Raw genomic sequence first — 18,245 nt, 5'->3', positions numbered from 1 at the left:
CAACCACTTTGCGGGCGTCAGGCGGTCAGGGTGTGGTCCGGGTCGAGGCGGGTCCGCAGGTGAGCGTGGTGGAGGCCGGCCACCGGGGCCAGGAGGTCCGGGTGGCGCAGGAGGGCCGCCGCACGGCGGTCGCCCGCGTCGGGGGAGAGGAGACGGCGGAATTCCGTCGGTGCCGCGCCGGGCAGCGCGGCGACCGCGCGGTGGGCCAGATCCTCGTCGGCGAGCAGGCAGGCGGCCCAGCTGGCGACCACCTCGTCCACCCAGGTGCGCCAGGCGTCCCCCTCACCGTCCTCGCCGGCGCCGCGCGTGTCCGCGCCGGTGACCCAGTCCAGCCGCGCCGAACCACCCGGGCCCGCCAGGGCGACCAGCCCGGCGTCCATCGCGGTCGGGTACCGCAGCCACGCCGCGACCGTCACGGCCTGCCGCGCCTGCGCCTCGCACAGGGCGGCGGCCAGGGCCCCGCCGGGGGCGGGGAAGGACCGGGTCAGCCACTGTGCGGTGGCCGCGACGACCGGGGAGAGATCCGAGAGATCCGAGTGCACGCCGACCCGCCCGAGTGAGTGGTAAGGGGAACCTTCCCCGGAACGGTAGCCGTCACCCGCGCCCGCCCGACGTGACGGGGACCTCCCGCACCGCATGGCCTGCGTCACACCGGCCGGAAACCGCCGGGCCCCGCCGCCCCGGAGTGTCCGGAGGGCCCGGAAGGGCACCCGGCGGCCATGGACGTACTCAGCCGCCCCCTGATCGACCGCACCCTCCCCCTGCTGACCGAGGGCTACGCCTGGCTGCCCAACCGGATGCGCGACAGCTCCGGCCCCGTCGTGCGCACCCGGATCCTCGGCCGCCCCGCGCTGGCCCTGCGCGGACCGGAGGCGGTGCGGTTCTTCTACGACGAGCAGAACGTGCACCGGCAGCGGGCGATCCCGGAACCCGTCCTCGGCACCCTCTTCGGCCACGAGGCGGTGCACACCCTCGACGGCACCGCCCACCGCACCCGCAAGGCCATGTTCCTGCCGCTGCTCGCCCCCGAACGCATCGCCGGACTCGTCGAGGAGGTCACCGCGGCCTGGGACGACGCCGTCCCCGCATGGGGCCGCCGCGGCGCCGTCGTCCTCTTCGACGAGGCGAGCACGGTGCTCACCCGCGGCGTCCACCGCTGGGCCGGGATCCCGCTGGCCGACGCCGACGCCGACGCCCGGTCCGTCGCCCGCGACATGATCGCCATGGTCGACGGCTTCGCCACCGCCGGCCCACGCCATCTGCGGGCCCGCCGCGCCCGTGGCCGGCAGGAGGACCGGCTGGGCCGCCTGGTACGGGAGGTGCGGGCAGGTGACGTCACGCCCCCCGAGGACTCGGTGCTCGCCCTGGTGTGCGGGCACCGCGACGCCGACGGGGCGCCGCTCGACGAGAAGACCGCGGCCGTGGAACTGCTCAACGTGGTCCGCCCGACGGCCGCCGTCGCCTGGTTCGTCGCCTTCATCGCGCACGCGCTGCACCGCTGGCCCGAGCACCGGGCGCGGCTGAGCGACGGCGACAGCGCGTTCACCGCCGCGTTCACCCACGAGGTCCGCCGGTTCTACCCGTTCGTGCCGTTCCTCGGCGGTCTCGCCGCGCGGGACCTGATGTGGCGCGGCGAATGGGTACCGGCCGGGGGACTGGTGCTGCTCGACGTGTACGGGCAGAACCACGACGAGTCGCTGTGGGGCGATCCGTACGCCTTCCGCCCGCAGCGCTTCCTGGACCGGCCCGTCGAACGCGACGAACTGATCCCGCAGGGCGGCGGCGACCCGCGGACCGGCCACCGCTGCCCGGGCGAGGGCATCACCATCGGCGTACTGGAGGCACTCGCGGTGCGACTCGCCCGAATGGAGTACACGGTGCCCGAGCAGAATCTCGCCATCCCCCTCCACCGGATCCCGACCCGCCCGCACAGCGGCTTCCTGATCGCCGACGTGCGCTAGCCGGTGCGCGGCCGGCGGCGTGTGCTGACGCCGCGGCAGGCGGCGTGTGCCCTACGTGGCCGCCTCGGCCCGGTGCCGTGCCCACGCCGCCCGGCGCAGTCCCGGTTCCAGCAACACGTCCGCCGCCGTGCACGCCAGTGCCTGCGTCGCCGCGAGCAGGACCTCGCGGGCCCGTGAGGAGGCGGCGGCCGCGGCGAACTCGGGCGTGTGGTCGGAGCCGTCCGCGCCCATGATCGCCACGAAGGGGTGGATCGCGGGCAGCCGGGTGCTCACGTTGCCGATGTCCGAGGACCCCAGGTACACGCCCGGCGCCGGCGGGGTGAGCGCGATGCCCGAGTGCGCCAGATGCGCCGCGAACCGCTCGGACAGCGGCTCGCTGTCCTGGAAGTGCTCGTACCGGACGGTCGCCCGCTCCACCTCGGTGGCCGTCCCGGTGGCCAGGGCGACGCCCTCGGCGCACGCCCGCAGCCGGTCCGTCAGCTCCTGGAGCGCCCGGGTGGTGGCCGCCCGCAACCCGAACAGCCCCTCGGCGTACTCCGGGACGATATTGGTGGCCGTGCCGCCGTGGGTGACGATGCCCTGCACGTGCGAGGCCTCGGGCAGCCTGCGCCCCAGCACCGCCAGCACGTTGAACAGCTCCACCAGAGCCGCGAGCGCGTCGACGCCCTCCGTCGGGTTGCCGGTGGGATGCGCCGCGCGCCCGTGGAACGCCACCCGGTACTGCACCTGCGCGGTCAGCGGCGCCCGCGCCCAGTCGTACACCCCCGGATGGAACATCAGCGCCGCGTCGACGTCGTCGAACACGCCGGCCTCCACCTCGACGGCCTTCCCGCCCCCGCCCTCCTCGGCGGGCGTCCCCACGGCCAGCACCGTGCCGGCACCGGCCGTCTCCGGCACGGCCCGCAGGGCCAGCGCGGCGCCCAGGCCGGCGGCCGCGATGAGGTTGTGGCCGCAGGCGTGGCCGAGCCCGGGCAGGGCGTCGTACTCCAGCAGCAGCGCCACCACCGGGCCACCGGCGCCCGAGCGGGCCGTGAACGCCGTCGGCAGCCCCGCCACCCCGCGCTCCACGGCGAACCCCGCCCGCTCCAGCTCGCCCGTCAGCAGCGCCGCCGCCCGGTGCTCGGCGAAGGCGTACTCGGGGTCGGCGTGCAGCCGCAGGGCCACCTCCCACAAGGCCTCGGCCCGGTCGGCCACCTGACGGCGGAGTGCCTGCCGGACGTCGTCGCGTGCACGGGCCACGGGTGCCTCCTCGGCGCCGGTGAGATGAGGTGTCAGGTCCGCTACCCCCGCCGGGTTTCACCACCGCGTGCCCTCACACGACCCCAAGCGTCATCGGCGCGATTCTCACCCGAATTGTTGAAGAAGGGACGGAAGTTGGATTTGAGTAAGTTTGCATCTTTCGTCTGATATGGGTAAATCGGGAGGTGCAGGTACTCACTACACCTCAGGGAGATGGTGTTATGCAGACCGAAGACAAGGTCCTCGACGAACTCACCGGCGTTCGCAGCGCCGACATCGAGGCCGCACTCGACCCGGCCGAGGTCGACGGCGTGTTCCGCGACAGCAGGGAGTGCGCCGGACTGGCCCTGTTCGCCGGTGGCGGCAAGCTGCTGCTCTCGCCTCCGACCCCGCGCCCGAAGAAGGGCTGAGTGAGTCGACGGGAGTAGCAAAGATGGAGCAGTCAGGCACTTCGACCCTCTTGCAGGGCGCGGTGCAGGACCTCGCTTCCGCCGTGGTCTCCGCCCTCCGGGGCGGAGACCACGCACGTGCGGTCCTCCCCGCGGGGGCCGACGGGGAAGCAGGAGACGTCACCCTCGCCGCCGTACGCGTACTGGGCGCCGACGCACTGCTGCCGAGCGTCCTGCTGCGCACGCCGCCCGACCCGGCGCAGGTGGCCGTCTTCCGCAAGGCCGTGGAGGCGTACCCGCCCCGCGCCGACGCGGCGCCCACCGTCCGGTGGAGCCACTGGGCCATGGCGCGTACCCTGCGCCAGGTCGATCCGTCCGTCACCTCCGAACCCCTCGACGAGCCCGACGCCGGCTGGCTCGACGGGGCGAGCTGGCAGTTCCTCACCCATCAACTCGCCGTGCTGGCGCCGCTCGCGCTGCCCGGCCGGGACGACGCGGTGACCCGTGCGGCCGGCCGCCGCTCGGTCGACGTCGCCCGCGGCTTCGTGCGGGCCGTGCGCCGCAGGGACTGGCGGCAGGCGGCGGGCGCCGGCCGCTGGCTGACCCTGCTGCCCGGCGTCCCGGACACTCTCGGCCTGCAGTCCGGCCTGGACTTCGTGGACCTGATGGGCGGACAGGACCCGCAGGTCGCGCTCCCGTTGCAGGCGGCCCGGCTGCTGACACGGACCGGGGCACTCGTGTGACCGCGACCGGCACCCGGGAGATCCGGGAGGTCGCCGAACGCGCCCTCGCCTGGGTCGACGCGCACCGCGCCGACTTCGCACTCGGCGAGGACGCCCTCGCCGCCGACGGCGAGGTCGACCGCAGCTGGAAGCCGCTCGGAGAACTCGCCCAGGTCTGCGCGACCGTCACCCGGCACACCGCACCCCCCGACCCGCTGCACGCCCGCGCCGCCGGTCTGCTGGAGTTCGCCTGGCACCAGACGGGCCAGGGCGAGCTGTTCCCGCGCATCCAGCGGCTGGAACCGTTCGCCACCTACCCGTTGGAGGTGTACGGCGCCTTCGCCTCCGCCGGGTACCGCCATCCCGCCTACGAGGAGGCCGCCGCCGTCGTCGCCCGCACCCGCAGCTGGTGGCTCACCGAACAGGAGCCGACCAGGCGCCTCGCCGTCCTGAGCGCCGAGGAACGCAGCGGCATCCGCCGGGCCGGGCCCGAGGAACTCCTGCCGGCCGGCACCTGGCTCGCCGGACGGCCCGAACCGTGGACCTTCGAACGCGACGCCGGATACGCGGCCACCCACGTCGTCTTCCACCTCACCGACTGGGGACGCGACCCCGGCGCACTGCCCCCCGACCTCGCCTCCTATCTGGCCGACTGGCTGCCGGCCTGGCTCGACACCTGCCTCGAAGCCGGCATGTGGGACCTGAGCTGCGAGCTGCTCGCCGTCGCCGCGACCGTCCCCCGCCCCGAGAGCGAACCGCTCCTGGAAGGGGCCTGGCAGCGCGTCCGCGCGGCCCAGCACCCCTCGGGCGCCCTCCCCGAACTGGAGCACACCCCCGGCGGCGCCGGGGACGACGGCAGCGAGCGGCACTTCATGAACCACTACCACTCCACCCTCATGGCCGCCTTCGCCGCGGTACTGACCACCGCTCAGCCGCGCGAGGCGACCGACGGGACGACCGACGCAGCAGGCCGGACGCGGCACCGGCAGAGCGGACAAGGAGCGCCCGCATGACCGACACCCGCCTGATCCACAACGTCGGCGTGGGCGCGATGGAATGGCTGTGGGCCCACCGCGACGGATTCCGCCTGGAACCCGACGTGGACCCCGAAGTGGGCTTCCTGGAGCGCTTCAAACCCATCGGCGAACTCGCCATGATCTGCGGCGTGCTGTTCCGCGAGGGCGTCGCGGGCTCCCGCCAGGCGCAGCTGGCCCGCCGGCTGCTCGACCGCACGTGGCGCGAGACCCTGGACGGCGGCCGGATGCTGGTGCGCGGCCAGCGGATCGAACCGCTGTCGCCCATCCCGTTCGAGGTGTACCTGCCGTACCGGGAACTCGGCTACAGCCAGCCCGAGATCGAGCGCTCCGCCGCACTGCTCCAGCGGCTCGACGGCTGGGAGGTCTTCGAGACGACCCCCACCCGGCGGCTCGGCCTGTCCGCCTTCCAGCGCCGCCTGGGACTCACCCCCCGCCCCCCGGAGTCCGAGGCCCTGCGCGGCACCTGGCTCGCCCGCACCCCCGAGCCCTGGATGGTCGAGGGCCGCATCGCCTACGACATCACGCACTGCGTGTTCCACCTCACCGACTGGGGCGAGAAACCCGAGGGACTGCCCGACGACATCGCCGACTACCTGGAGACCTGGCTTCCGGCGTGGATCGACGACTGGCTGGACCTGGAACGCTGGGACCTGCTCGGGGAACTCCTGGTCGTCGACGCCTGTCTGCCCCGTCCCACGCTGGACGAGCGGGCCTGGAAGGCCTTCGCCGCCGCCCAGCAGCCCGACGGTGCCATGCCCGCGATCCGCGAGATGCCCGAGGGCGACCCCGACGACGTGTTCGACGTGGTCTACCACTCCACCCTCGTGGCCGCCTTCGCCTCGGTCCTCGCCACCTCCCGCGCGCTCAGCGAACTGGCCCGCGCCTCATGACGACGGCGTACCGCACGCCGTGGCCGGGCAGCCCGCTCGACCGGGACGACGAAGCCGGGGCGCGGCCCACGCGTCCCAGCGCCGGCGAGGCGGAGCCGGCCCCCGGAGACGGCGACTGGGGCGCGCGGCTCGACGACGCCATCACCGCCACCGACGCGCCCGACGCCGTCTTCGCCGTCTCCCACCGCGGCCGTCGCACCGTCCGCACCGGCGGCACCGCGCCGCCCCCGCCCTACCCCCGCGACCGCGTGCGCTACGAGATCGGCTCAGCCACCAAGACGTTCACCGGGCTGCTGATGGCGGACCTGGTGGAGCGCGGCGAGCTGACCGGCGGGGAACCGGCCGCCCGCCTCCTCGACTCCGGCCGGCCGCCCGGCACCGCCCCGGTGACGCTCGCCCACCTGATCACCCACACCGCCGGACTGCCCGCCCTCCCGGCCGGCTTCTACGTCCGCGCCCTGCCCGCCTGGCGCACCAACCCCTACGCCCGCTACCCGGACGCCCGCGTGATCGACGCCTTCCTGCGCCACCGTCCGCGGCACCGGCCCGGCACCCGCTGGTGCTACTCCAACTTCGGGGTCGCCGTGCTCGGGCACGCCCTGGCCGCCGCCACCGGCACACCGTGGGAGGCCCTGATCAGCGCCCGGCTGCTGGAGCCGCTCGGCCTGACCGGCACGGCTGTGCGGGCGGCCGGTGGCCCGGTGGACGCCATCGGCCACGGCAGGAACGGCTCGCCCGTCCCGGCCTTCGACGCGGGCGGCTTCCAGGCGGCCGGGGCGATCCGCGCCACCCCGCACGACCTGCTCACCTTCCTCGAGGCCCACCTCGACCCCGCCCGCGCCCCCGCACTGGCCGCCGCCCTGCACGCCGTGCGAACTCCCGTCCTGCGACGGGGCTTCCGGCACCGGCATGTGCACACCATCGCGTGGTTCCGGCACCCCACCGACGGCGGTCCGCTGTACTTCCACAGCGGGGCGACCCTCGGCCAGCAGGCCTTCCTCGGCTTCCGCCCCGACACCGGCACGGCCCTCGCCGCGGCCTGCTCCCGCCGCTTCCGCGCCGACGACCCCTTCGTGGCCGCGTCGTACGCACTGCTCGCTGAAGGCTAGGCCCTGTCGTCGCATTCCCGCCTGCCCGGCGGCGTCGTGCACGTTCCCCCACTGCCTTGAGGGCGCGGGAGGTGCCCACTCGACGCACCGGGCGCCGACCACGGACAACCAGTACGCCGGTCGACGCCCGGCATTCCCCCAGCCTCGGGCCGGGGAGACCCCAGGGCACGCACCTGACGCCGCTGGGCCCGCCGTTCGGGCGGACGACGGAAAGGTGACGACAGGGCGCAGCGCCCGACAGGGCACGTGCCGAGGCGCCGGCCGCGGCGGGAAGCCGCGGCCGGCGCCGTAGGGGTCAGTGGGTCACAGGCGCTGCCACAGGGCCGGGGTGCCGGCCGGGGCCCACGTGCTCTGCGCCTGGTGGGTCTGCAGGCACTGGTAGCGCACGCCGTCGCGGACCACGGTGGTGCCCGCCTCGTAGACCCGGCCCTCGGTCCACTGCTGGGTCGTGCCGTCCTGCGGGGCCGGTGACGTGGCCTGCGCGGCGGCCGTGGTGAGGGTCAGTCCGAAGTCGCCGAGGATCGCGTTGACCGGCTGGTAGTAGGTCGTGCCGCCGGCGGTGCAGTCGCCGGAGCCGCCGGAGGTGACGCCCTGCGCCTGGGAGCCCGCCAGGTAGGGGCCGCCGGAGTCGCCCGGCTCCGCGCACACCGTCGTGCGGGTCAGCCCGTCGACCCGGCCCTCCGGGTAGGTGACGCTGGTGTCGTGCTGCTGGATCGTGCCGCAGTGCCAGCCGGTCGTCGAGCCCGAGCGGCACACCGACGCCCCGACGAGCGCCTGCACCGAACCGGTGACCTGGACCTCCTGGCTGTCCTGCGCCTTCACGCCCGGCGTGGGCGTCCACTGGGCGTTGGTGGCCACCCACGCCATGTCCTCACCGGGGAACGTGGAGGCCTGGAAGGAGCCCTGCGCGGTCCGGTCGTAGCCGGTCGTGGTGTCGCCCGCCCGGCCGCAGTGCCCTGCGGTGACGAACCCCGGCTGCGCCCCCTTGGTCACGGAGAAGCCGACCGAGCAGCGCGCGGAGTCGTTGATGTAGAAGGCGTCGCCGCCGGTGATGTCCTTCAGCAGCCGCGGCCGGTCCTTGGTCGCGCGGATGCCGACGTCCTCGGCCTGGAGCCCGGCCGCCTTGATGAACGCGGCACCGGCCGCCAGGCTCGTCGCCTGCACCATGACCCGGTTCTTCGCCACGTCCACGTACCACACGGGCGTCTCGAGGGTCTTGACCCGGCCCGCCGCCGCGTCCAGCTTCTCCTTGGCCGCCGTCAGCTCGGCGAGCGGCCGCTTCACGACCATCGCCGTGGCGCCCTCCGCCTCGATGACCGGGACGTCGTCGGAGTCGGTGGTGGCGACCGTGAGCTCCTTGGCCGTCGTGCCGCGCACCCAGGCACCGGCGAACCGCTCGCCGAGCGCGTTGCGCAGCCGGCCCGCGCGGGTGCCCGCCTCGGCCTCGTTGACCAGCCGCTCGGACGCCTGAGCCGGCGTCAGCTTCAGATCGCGCTGGAGGGCGCTCAACAGCTGCGGGGAAGGCCGGTCGGCACCGAGGGTCTGGGCGGCGCCGGGCACCGGTCCCGCGGTGGGCGCGGGCTCGGCCCCGGCGTTCGCGGGAAGGGCTGCGAGGACGAGCGCGCTCAGTGCGCCGAGTGCGCCGAGACCGGCTCGGCGCGCGGTCCGGGCATGTCTGTGGACCATTCGGTACCTCTCCTTCGTTCGGGATCGAGCTGCCGCGGGCGCAATAGGTCTAGCCCGCGCCGCCCGACGCGATGTCAGGAGCGCCGCACTTTCGCGCTTTGGTGACGCGGACGCGCCATGTGCAGTACCAGGGCGCGACGCCGGGCCCCGGCCGTGGTCAGGCGGGCTGGAGACCGGGCGCGCCCACCTCGGTGACGAAGGACGCGGCCGTGGAGACGGCGGCGCCGGGCGTCGTCACGATCGGCACGGTCCTGAAGTCCGCCCGCGCGTCCTGCCGGCCCAGTTCGACACGCACATAGCCGCGCCGGCCGTCGTAGAACTTCATGTGGGGATTGGCCCGCAGGTACGTGTCCCAGTTGGCCGGCCGCTCCACACCGTCGCGGCCGCTGGCGACGGAGGTGCAGGTGAACTCCGTGCCGAGGGTGGCGGAGGCGGGGTCGTCGAAGTCGTCCTTGATGTCGAAGGCGTATCCGACGTGCACGTCGCCGGTGAGCACCAGCCAGTTGGCGACCCCGGCGGCCTTCGCCCCCGCGACGAGACGGCCGCGGCAGGCGCGGTAGCCGTCCCAGGCGTCCATCGACATCTTGGCCTCGGCGTTCAGGTCGAGCTTGCGCTGCGAGAAACACACCTGCTGCGGCATCACGTTCCACAGGGCGGAGGAGGCGGCCCACCCGTCGATCAGCCAGCGTTCCTGGGCGTCACCGGTCATGGTGCGGGCCGGGTCGTCCGACTCCGGGCCCGGCGCGTGCGGCGTGTCGCCGTAGGCCTGGTCGGAGCGGTACTGGCGGGTGTCGAGGACGTCGAACTGGGCGAGCGTCCCCCAGTGCAGCCGGCGGTACAGCCGGGCGTCGGGGCCCTGCGGCAACTGGGCGGCGCGCAGCGGCTGGTTCTCCCAGTAGGCGCGGTAGGCGGCGGCGCGGCGCACCAGGAACTGCTCCGGGGCACTGCCGTTCTCGTCGACGGCGCCCGCGTAGTTGTTCTCGGTCTCGTGGTCGTCCCAGGCGACGACGAACGGATGGGCGGCGTGCACGGCGCGCAGATCGGGGTCGCTCTTGTAGAGCGCGTACCGCAGCCGGTAGTCCGCGAGCGTCATCGTCTCGCGGTTGAACACCTCCGGCAGCACGCGGTCGGTGTAGTTGCGCGCCCCGCCCGCCGAGTTCACCGCGTATTCGTAGAGGTAGTCGCCGAGGTGGAACACCACGTCGACGTCCTCCTGCGCGAGGTGCCGGTGCACGGTGTAGTAGCCGTCGTGGTAGGCCTGGCAGGCCACCGCGGCCAGCCTCAGGCTCGCGGTGTCGTCGCCAGCGGGGGGTGCGGTGCGGGTGCGGCCGGCGGGGCTGATCCAGGTGCCGGTGCGGAACCGGTAGTAGTACGGCGTGCCCGGCTCCAGGCCCTGCACGTCGACGCGCACGCTGTGGCCGTACTCCGGGTACGCGGTGACGGTGCCGCTCTGCACGGTCAGGAAGAAGTACTCGTCCAGCGCGACCTCCCAGTCCACCTCGACCCGCTGCTGGCCGAGGCCCCCGTCGGCCTCGAACGGGGCCGGGGCGAGCCGGGTCCAGATCAGCACCGACTCGGGCAGCGGGTCTCCGGAGGCGACCCCGAGCGTGAAGGGGTCCTCGGTGATGCGGGCGGCCTCCAGGCGCGGGGCGGCGAAGGCGCCGCGGGCGGGCAGGTTGGTGGTGAAGGCGAGGGCGGCGGCTGCCGCGGTGAGGGTGAGAAAGCGCCGGCGGGCCAGATGCGGGGCGGCGGTGCGCAGTTCGGCGTCGTGCGGGGAGAAGGCGTGCTCCAGGGGGAGTCCGGTACGGCCCGGCAGCGCCATCTGGTGTCCTCTCGTACGGGGTCGGGGCATCCGTCGGCGAACGGCGCGACGGGCACGGGGCCCCCGGCGGTCGCCCCGCGCGGGCCGGTGTGCGAGCCGGGGCCGGCGAGCGCGGACCGCGCCCCAGGCTGGTGTGTGTGGCGAACAGCGGCCGTGGGGCGCGGAGCCTGCATGCTAAGCAGACAAAATGCCTAAAGTGGGCACGCCTGGCGGTCAGTTCACACACAAGGCGGTACGCGCACCGGCGGCGGACAGCGAAAAGCGCCACCGGCGGGTGGGCCGATGGCGCTCAGGAGTGGTGCGACGGGGGCGGTTCAGCCGGCCGCGTCCATGCGGGCGGCGGCGGTCACCGGCTCGCGGACCGGCAGGTGGTAGACGTGGAAGGCACGGCCGATGACGGGCTGGGCGACATTGCGCACCTTGACGCCACCGCCGGTCATGCCGTGCTCCGTGCCGGCGTGCGCGTGGCCGTGCACGGCGAGGTCCGCGCCGGCCGTGTCGATGGCCTCGGCCAGCAGGTAGCTGCCGAGGAACGGGTAGATCTCCAGCGGTTCACCGGCGAGGGTCTCCGCGACGGGGGAGTAGTGGGTCAGGGCGATCCGGGCGTCGCACTCCTCCTGCGCCAGCCGCTCCAGGGACGCCCGCAGGCCGTCGGCGCAGTGCCGCGAGTGCCGGACGAACTCCTTCATCACCGGTTCGCCGAACTCCCCGGCCGACCGCCCGACGAATCCGCCCCCGAAACCCTTGGTCCCGGCCACGCCGACGCGTGCCTCCCCGCACCGCACGACCGTCCCCTCGCCCTCCAGGACGTGCGCACCGGCGTCCCGCAGGAGGGCCGACACCTCGTCCGGGCGGTCGTCGTGGTGGTCGTGGTTGCCGAGGACGGCGACCACGGGCACGGCCAGCCCCCGGATCTCGTCGGCCACGACGCGGGCCTCATCGGGCGTGCCGTGCCGGGTGAGGTCCCCGGCCAGCAGCAGCAGATCGGCACACTCGGGCAGGGTGTCGAAGGCGGGACGCAGCCGGCCCCGGCTGTCGGGCCCCATGTGGATGTCTCCGACGGCGGCGATCCGGATCATGGCAGCTCCTCCGCGTGATCGGGTGACGAGGTCTCGCTGACCACGATGTCGCAGTGCACCGCGAGCCCGGCCAGCTCCTCACGGACGGTGCGCAGCACGTCCTCGCGGCACGGTTCCGAGGGGACGGTCCCGGTGACCAGCACGGAGTCGCCGCGCAGTTCCATCCGCACCCCGAGCTCACCGAGCTCCCCGGAGGCGAGCCGGTCCTGCAGATGGGCGATGCGGTACTCCGCGCTCAGCGCCGAGGGTGCGCCGCCCGGCGATGCGGCGCCTTGCGTGCTCATGAGGATGCTCCTTCCGCGGGTGCGGGGATCACGTTCAGGCGTTCCAGGAGGAAGAAGAAGGCGGCCGGCATGGGCTCGTCCCCGCAGTCGCTGCGCACCCGGTCCCAGTCGACCTTCTCGCGCAGTGCGCGGGCGATCGGCAGCACCGCGCCGAAGTCGCAGTGGTGCTCGGAGAACGCGGCGATCAGGCTCCACAGCAGGTCCGTGGGCGCCAGGACCGGCATGCGCACCGACTCCACCGACAGTTCCTCCGCCCGGTCCAGCATGGCGGTGGAGACCCGGCGGTGCGCCAGCTCGAAGATGATGTCCACGTCCTGGCCGAAGCACGTGGCCTTGATCAGCCAGTCCTCCGGCGGATGGCGCACCGGCAGCCCCGCCTCGCGCAGCGTGTCCTCCACGGGGCCCGCGTCCTCGGGGCGGACGCAGAAGTCGACGTCGTGCTGGAGGTTCCCGCTGCCGCCGTGGGCGTACACGGCGACGCTGCCCGCCAGCGCGAAGCGGTGCCCCTCGCGTTTGAGCACCGCGCCGACCTGCTTGGCCGCCTCCAGGATGGCCTGGTTGCGGTCCCGGGGGAGCTCGGGCTCGGCCTCCCCGGGCGGTGTCGGAGGAGGCGCCGGGCGCCCGGACGCGTCGCCGGCCAGGCGGAGCTCGGGTATGCCCGGCCGCCGGACGTGGGCGGTGTCCTCACTGTTCTCCGTCATGAGCACTCCCTTCGCCGAGCCGGACACTGTGCGTACCCGAGTGCCCGCTCCCCGCGGGCGCACGCACCCACCTCCGTCCGCCGGGCGGCTCGCGAGGCCCGCCTCGGGCGCACGAGGCCCGCCTCGGGCGTACAAGAAAAGCGCTTCGGCCGCTCACGCCGGAATATGGGGCAAAAGGTAGGGAAACCGGTGAGTGCCCTTCGGTGACGCTCTCGTGGAGGTCGGCCATGGTCCAGAACACGTCTCGATCGTCGGAGCTTCCGCAGCCGCTGCGGGCCGTCGCCTCGGGCCTGCGGCATCTGCCCGGTGCCGAACAGGTCGGCAAGGTGGCCGGCGGCACCCTGGACCGGATCGGCGCGGTCTCCCCCCGCGGACGCCGCATGGCGGTCTACGCCGGCGCCGGAGTGCTCGGCGTCGCCGGCATCGTCGAGTGGCCCGTGGCGCTGACCGGAGCCGCCGTCGCCTGGCTCACCCAGCCACGGCCCGGCCCCGGCCAGGAGACCCGCGCCCCGAACGGCGCAGCAGCGGCGGCCGAGTCCGACGACACGCACGCACCCGCTGCCACCCCGGCCGGCCCGGACCCCGAGCCGCCCGCCGACCAGGGCCCCGCCGACCAGGGCCCCGGCGACCGGCTGGCCCGCTCACGGCACCGGCCGGGACCGGCCGCCCCGCACGTGCACGAACAGCCCGCCAAGGTCGGCGACACCGAGACGGCCTCGGCGCTCAAGAAGGTCGCCGAGGCCACGGGCCACCACGAGCCGCACACCGCCCACCCGCCGCACGGAAACGGTGGTCGCGAACGGACCCGCGACGACCGGCACACCGGCTGAAGTCAGGACACGGGACACCTCCACGATGCTCACTCGCTTCGACGTCGCCCCTCTCGCCGGGGCGGTGGCGGGCGCCGCCGCAGGCGCCGCCCGCAGCACCGCCCAGGGCATGACGTCCGTCCACGACACGACACGCCGCATCGGCCACGTCGCCCGCAACGCCCTCAGCGGCGGCCGGCACTGGCGGGCCGGGCCACGCGTCCACCTCGCCCTGCGCCACCCCGACGGCGACGGCGTCGCCCCCCTCGCCCGCAAGGTCGCCGCCGAACTCATCGACCACCCCGACGTGCTGGCCGCGTACTGGGACGAGGGACTGTCCCGGCTGGTGGTGACCGCCGTGGAGGACGCGGCCGGCGACCGCGTGGCCGAGCGGGCCGGTGAGATCGCCGCCCGGCTCGGCCTGAGCGAGAGCGCCGACCCGGAGGAGGAGGACGAAGACATCTCCCACCCCGGCGACCCCCGGGAGGTACGCGTCAGCGCCGCCGCGCTGCTGCTCGACGCCGCCGGAGCCGCAGGCGCCCTCGCCGGACGCACACTGCGCCTGCCGCGCAGCCCGAAGGCCGTCACCGCCGGTGTCACCCTGCTGCGCGAGAACCCCCGCTTCCGCGCCCTGCTGCGCCGGCGGTTCGGCCCGAGCGGCATGGAACTCGTCCTCGCCGCCGCCAACGCCGCCGCGCACGGCGCCGGACAGTCCCCGATCGCCCTCGTCCTCGACGGGCTGCTGCGCACCGGTCAGCTCACCGAGGCGGTGGCCAGGGCCGCGGCCTTCGAGGCGCTGCACGACGACCTGTGCCGCGACGAGCGCACCGGCCTGCCCTGCCCGCCGGGCATCCGCCCCCCGCTGCGGGTCACCCCGGCCCAGGAGTACGCGGCGCACGCCGGCACCGGCAGCGTCGCCGGCGCCGCCGCCACCCTCCTCGTCACCCACGACACACGGGAGGCGGCCGAAGCCGTACTCGCCGGCTCCCCGAAGGCCGCGCGCTACGGCCCCGCCGCCTTCCTCGCCACCTTCGGCACCCACCTCGCCCGGTCCGGGGTCCTGGTACGCAGCACGGAACGGCTGAGGCAACTGGAGATCGCCGACTGCCTCGTCCTGCACGCCGACGCCCTGCGCAACCCCGCCTCGCACGCCACGGCCGGCGACGAGCGGGCCGCCGCCTTCGACGACCCGGTGGACCCCTTCGCCGAAGCCGTCCTCGACGCGGCCCGCCGGGCCGGGCTGCACGTCGTGATCACCGGCGGCTCGGACCTGAAGGACATCACCCGCATGGCCGACGAGGTCGCCCCGCCCGACCTGCCGTTCGGCGACGCCGTACGGGCACTGCAGAACGACGGGCACATCGTGGTGAGCGTCGCCCGCGTCGCCGCGGACGGCGCCCCGGACGTGGCCGAAGGGCTGCCCGCCGGTGACGTGGCCATCGCCCTCACCGACGCCCGCTCGGCCGTCGCCTGGGGCGCCGACATCCTCGCACCGGGCGGCCCGGCCGACGTGTGGCGCCTGCTGCGGGCGATCCCGGCGGCCCGCCGGGTCGGCCGCCGCTCCCAGACGCTGGCCCGCGCCGGGGCGGCCCTGTCGGGACTGATGGTCGCCCGCGGCGGCAAGCCCGGCGGCCGCGTCTGGAACCTTCTCACCCGGCACGCCCCGGTGAACATCGCCGCGGCCGACGCCCTGTACTTCGGCTGGATCGAGGCCGTGCGCGTGGCCCGCGCCACCCCGCCCGAGCCCCGGCTGCACGTGCCCTGGCACGCACTCGAACCCCACGAGGCGCGCGAGCGGCTGCGCCGCGACCGCACCGACGCCGAACCGCGCGGACTGGCCCTGCTCGCCGACCGCTCCCGGCAGCGCGCCGCCCGGCTCACCCGTACGCCGGTGGCGGCTCCCGCCCGCTGGACCTGGCAGGCGGCCGGCGCCGTCCGCCGCGAACTCGACGACCCCCTCACCCCCGTCCTCGCCACCGGCGCCGTCGCCTCCGCGCTGCTCGGCTCCCTCGTGGACGCGCTGCTGGTCGTCGGCGCCATGGACATCAACGCGGTCGCCGGCGGACTGCAGCGGCTGCGCGCGGAACAGGCGCTCGCCCGGCTCGCCGCACGACAGCAGCCCAAGGCCCGCCGACAGGACACCCGCAAGCGCACCGTCACCGTGGACGCCGCCCGGCTGCGGCCCGGGGACCGGATCAGCCTCGGCGCCGGCGACGTCGTACCGGCGGACGCGCGGCTGCTGGAGGTGGACGGGCTGGAGGTCGACGAGTCGGCGCTCACCGGCGAGTCGCTGCCGGTCACCAAGGCCGTCGAGGCGACCCCGGGTGCTCCCGTGGCGCAGCGCACCTGCATGGTCTTCGAGGGCACCACCGTCGTCGCCGGCCGGGGCGTCGGACTCGTCGTCGACACCGGCGAGCACACCGAGGCGGGCCGCGCGGTCGCCCTGGCCTCGCGCACCCCGCCGCCCGCCGGAGTCCAGGCCCGGCTGCAGGAACTCACCCGCAAGGCCCTGCCGGTGACCTTCACCGGCGGCGCGCTGGTGACCGGGCTGTCCCTGCTGCGCGGCAGCCCGATCCGGCGGGCCGTCAGCGGCGGCGTCGCCGTGGCCGTCGCCGCCGTCCCCGAGGGCCTGCCGCTCGTCGCGACCGTCGCCCAGATGGCCGCCGCACGCCGGCTGTCCCGGCGCGGCGTCCTGGTGCGCACCCCGCGCACCCTGGAGGCCCTCGGCCGGGTCGACACCGTCTGCTTCGACAAGACCGGCACCCTCACCGAGAACCGGCTCCGCCTGGTCCGCGTCGCCACCGCCGACGGCACCGTCCTCGACCCCGACGCCGAGCAGGCGGTGCACGTCGTACGGCTGGCCGCACGCGCCTGCCCCCAGGAGGAGACCGGGCAGGGACGCAAGATCGCGCACGCCACCGACGAGGCGGTCCTCGACGTCGCCCCGCCCGACGAGAGCTGGAAACCCACCGGCGAACTCGCCTTCGAGGCCAGCCGCGGCTACGCGGCGGCCGTCGGCCGGGACGAAGCCGCCACCTCTGCGCAGGCCGGCGAGCTGCTCGTGGTCAAGGGCGCCCCCGAGACCGTCCTGCCCGCCTGCCCGGACCTCCCCGACCACGCCACCGAGACCGCCCACGCCCTCGCGGGCAAGGGGCTGCGCGTCCTCGCCGTCGCCCGGCGCCCCTGCCGGGGAGGCGACCCCGCCGAGGAACTCGACGCCGGCCTCGCGGACCTGGAGTTCGTGGGATTCGTCGCCCTCGCGGACGTCCCCCGCGACACCTCCGAGGCCCTGCTCGTCGAGCTGCGCCGCTCCGGCATCCTGCCCGTGATGCTCACCGGCGACCACCCGGAGACCGCCCGCGCCATCGCCCTGCAGCTGGGCTGGCCGGAGGAGACCGAAGTGGTCACCGGGGACGAACTGGTCGCCATGGACCGCCGCGAACGGGTCAGCGCGCTGCACGGCGCGGGCGTCGTCGCCCGGGTCGCGCCCGAGCAGAAGCTGCACGTGGTGGAGGCGCTGCAGCAGGCCGGCCGGGTGGTGGCGATGGCCGGCGACGGCGCCAACGACGCCGCCGCCATCCGGGCCGCCGACGTCGGCGTCGGCATCGAGGCCCGCGGCTCGGCCGCCGCCCGCAACGCCGCCGACCTCGTGCTGACCACCGGCGACCTGTCGGTCCTCGTGGACGCCGTCGTCGAGGGCCGCGCCCTGTGGCGCAGCGTCGCCGACGCGGTGAGCATCCTCATCGGCGGCAACGCGGGCGAGGTCGGTTTCAGCGTCCTGGGCACCCTCCTCGCGGGTTCCTCGCCGCTGTCGACCCGGCAGCTGCTGCTGGTCAACCTGCTCACCGACATGTTCCCGGCCATGGCGGTGGCGGTGACCCCGAGCGACGACCCGGCGACGGCCGCGCACGCCGCGACCGGCCCGATGGGTCTCGACGTGCTCGGCGCCCCGCTGCTGCGCGCCATCCGGCGCCGGGGCGTGACCACCTGCCTCGGCGCGGTCACGGCGTATCTGATCGGCCGCCTCACCCCCGGCACCGAGCGCAGGTCCACCACCATGGCGCTGTGCGGGGTGGTCGGCGCCCAGCTCGTGCAGACCCTCTCCGGCCGCCGCCACAGCCCGCTGGTGTGGACGACCGCCCTGGGCTCCGCCGCCGTGCTGGCCGCCCTCGTCCAGACGCCCGGCGTCAGCCACTTCTTCGGCTGCACCCCGCTCGGACCCGTCGCCTGGGCCGGCGTCGCCCTCGCCATCGCCCTGTCCGCCCTCGCCCCGCGCCTGGAACGCATGGAGGCCGTCCGCCGGGCCTACGACGCGGCGTCCCGCCTCCTGCTGCGCCTGGGCGCCTACGCCCAGCACACCCGCCACCTGCTGCACAGCGGCATCGCCCGCCCGGTGGTGTCCTAGCCCGTTCCGCGCGGGCCCCGCGGCCCGCGCGGAACTCCCGGCGTTCGCCCAGACTGGAAGAGCAGGGCGGCCCCCGGCACCCTCCCGGGGCCCGCCGACGCAGGCGGGCGCA

The 18,245-nt window shown here is 75.1% G+C and carries 15 protein-coding genes; 8 read left to right on the top strand and 7 right to left on the bottom strand.

The features are described from left to right. Positions 1 to 17: 17 nt before the first annotated feature. Complete coding sequence (locus tag AB0412_RS24005; protein ID WP_366404626.1) at positions 18 to 542, bottom strand: hypothetical protein; 525 nt, start codon at positions 540 to 542, stop codon at positions 18 to 20. Between the two features lie 177 nt (positions 543 to 719). On the opposite strand from AB0412_RS24005, the gene AB0412_RS24000 reads away from it, so the two are divergent. After that, a complete protein-coding gene (locus AB0412_RS24000; protein ID WP_366404625.1) occupies positions 720 to 1,961 on the top strand; it encodes a cytochrome P450 in 1,242 nt (413 codons plus the stop codon). A gap of 51 nt (positions 1,962 to 2,012) precedes the next feature. On the opposite strand, the gene AB0412_RS23995 is transcribed toward AB0412_RS24000, so the two are convergent. Further along, positions 2,013 to 3,200: an amidohydrolase gene (locus tag AB0412_RS23995; protein WP_366404624.1), complete on the bottom strand. Its 1,188-nt coding sequence runs from the start codon at positions 3,198 to 3,200 to the stop codon at positions 2,013 to 2,015. A 221-nt stretch (positions 3,201 to 3,421) separates the two neighbouring features. Between AB0412_RS23995 and AB0412_RS23990 the strand changes: the two genes are divergently transcribed. The 5 genes from AB0412_RS23990 to AB0412_RS23970 are packed head-to-tail and all read left to right on the top strand — an operon-like array spanning position 3,422 to position 7,347. Beyond that, positions 3,422 to 3,610 carry a hypothetical protein gene (locus AB0412_RS23990; RefSeq protein ID WP_366404623.1) on the top strand — a complete coding sequence of 63 codons (189 nt, stop codon included), beginning with the start codon at positions 3,422 to 3,424 and terminating at the stop codon, positions 3,608 to 3,610. Between the two features lie 23 nt (positions 3,611 to 3,633). Beyond that, entirely contained in the window at positions 3,634 to 4,332 is a 699-nt protein-coding gene (locus tag AB0412_RS23985; protein ID WP_366404622.1) for a hypothetical protein, read from the top strand. Further along, a complete protein-coding gene (locus AB0412_RS23980) occupies positions 4,329 to 5,324 on the top strand; it encodes a hypothetical protein (RefSeq protein ID WP_366404621.1) in 996 nt (331 codons plus the stop codon). The genes AB0412_RS23985 and AB0412_RS23980 overlap by 4 nt, the downstream gene beginning before the upstream one ends. Further along, a complete protein-coding gene (locus tag AB0412_RS23975) occupies positions 5,321 to 6,238 on the top strand; it encodes a hypothetical protein (RefSeq protein WP_366404620.1) in 918 nt (305 codons plus the stop codon). Before AB0412_RS23980 ends, AB0412_RS23975 begins: the two co-directional genes overlap by 4 nt. Next, positions 6,235 to 7,347, top strand: coding sequence for a serine hydrolase domain-containing protein (locus AB0412_RS23970; protein ID WP_366404619.1), 1,113 nt, complete (start codon positions 6,235 to 6,237; stop codon positions 7,345 to 7,347). Before AB0412_RS23975 ends, AB0412_RS23970 begins: the two co-directional genes overlap by 4 nt. Positions 7,348 to 7,650: 303 nt before the next feature. On the opposite strand, the gene AB0412_RS23965 is transcribed toward AB0412_RS23970, so the two are convergent. The 5 genes from AB0412_RS23965 to AB0412_RS23945 form a co-directional block, all read right to left on the bottom strand. Further along, positions 7,651 to 9,033, bottom strand: coding sequence for an alpha-lytic protease prodomain-containing protein (locus AB0412_RS23965; protein ID WP_366404618.1), 1,383 nt, complete (start codon positions 9,031 to 9,033; stop codon positions 7,651 to 7,653). A 157-nt stretch (positions 9,034 to 9,190) separates the two neighbouring features. Then, positions 9,191 to 10,855, bottom strand: coding sequence for an alkaline phosphatase D family protein (locus tag AB0412_RS23960; protein ID WP_366404617.1), 1,665 nt, complete (start codon positions 10,853 to 10,855; stop codon positions 9,191 to 9,193). 314 nt (positions 10,856 to 11,169) lie between these two features. Beyond that, positions 11,170 to 11,934, bottom strand: coding sequence for a metallophosphoesterase (locus tag AB0412_RS23955; RefSeq protein ID WP_366404616.1), 765 nt, complete (start codon positions 11,932 to 11,934; stop codon positions 11,170 to 11,172). Next, complete coding sequence (locus tag AB0412_RS23950; RefSeq protein ID WP_366404615.1) at positions 11,931 to 12,218, bottom strand: hypothetical protein; 288 nt, start codon at positions 12,216 to 12,218, stop codon at positions 11,931 to 11,933. The genes AB0412_RS23955 and AB0412_RS23950 overlap by 4 nt, the downstream gene beginning before the upstream one ends. Beyond that, the gene (locus tag AB0412_RS23945; RefSeq protein ID WP_366404614.1) at positions 12,215 to 12,919 is read right to left on the bottom strand and encodes a nucleotidyltransferase family protein; all 705 of its coding nucleotides are present in this window, start codon (positions 12,917 to 12,919) and stop codon (positions 12,215 to 12,217) included. Before AB0412_RS23945 ends, AB0412_RS23950 begins: the two co-directional genes overlap by 4 nt. Before the next feature lie 227 nt (positions 12,920 to 13,146). Between AB0412_RS23945 and AB0412_RS23940 the strand changes: the two genes are divergently transcribed. Continuing rightward, positions 13,147 to 13,749 carry a hypothetical protein gene (locus tag AB0412_RS23940; protein ID WP_366404613.1) on the top strand — a complete coding sequence of 201 codons (603 nt, stop codon included), beginning with the start codon at positions 13,147 to 13,149 and terminating at the stop codon, positions 13,747 to 13,749. 25 nt (positions 13,750 to 13,774) lie between these two features. Further along, positions 13,775 to 18,133, top strand: coding sequence for a cation-translocating P-type ATPase (locus tag AB0412_RS23935; RefSeq protein ID WP_366404612.1), 4,359 nt, complete (start codon positions 13,775 to 13,777; stop codon positions 18,131 to 18,133). Positions 18,134 to 18,245: the final 112 nt, after the last annotated feature.

The organism is Streptomyces sp. NPDC052012 (assembly GCF_040689265.1).
Lineage (GTDB): Bacteria > Actinomycetota > Actinomycetes > Streptomycetales > Streptomycetaceae > Streptomyces.
Note: the sequence above shows the minus strand (reverse complement) of the source record. Positions and strands in the feature narration are given on the sequence as shown.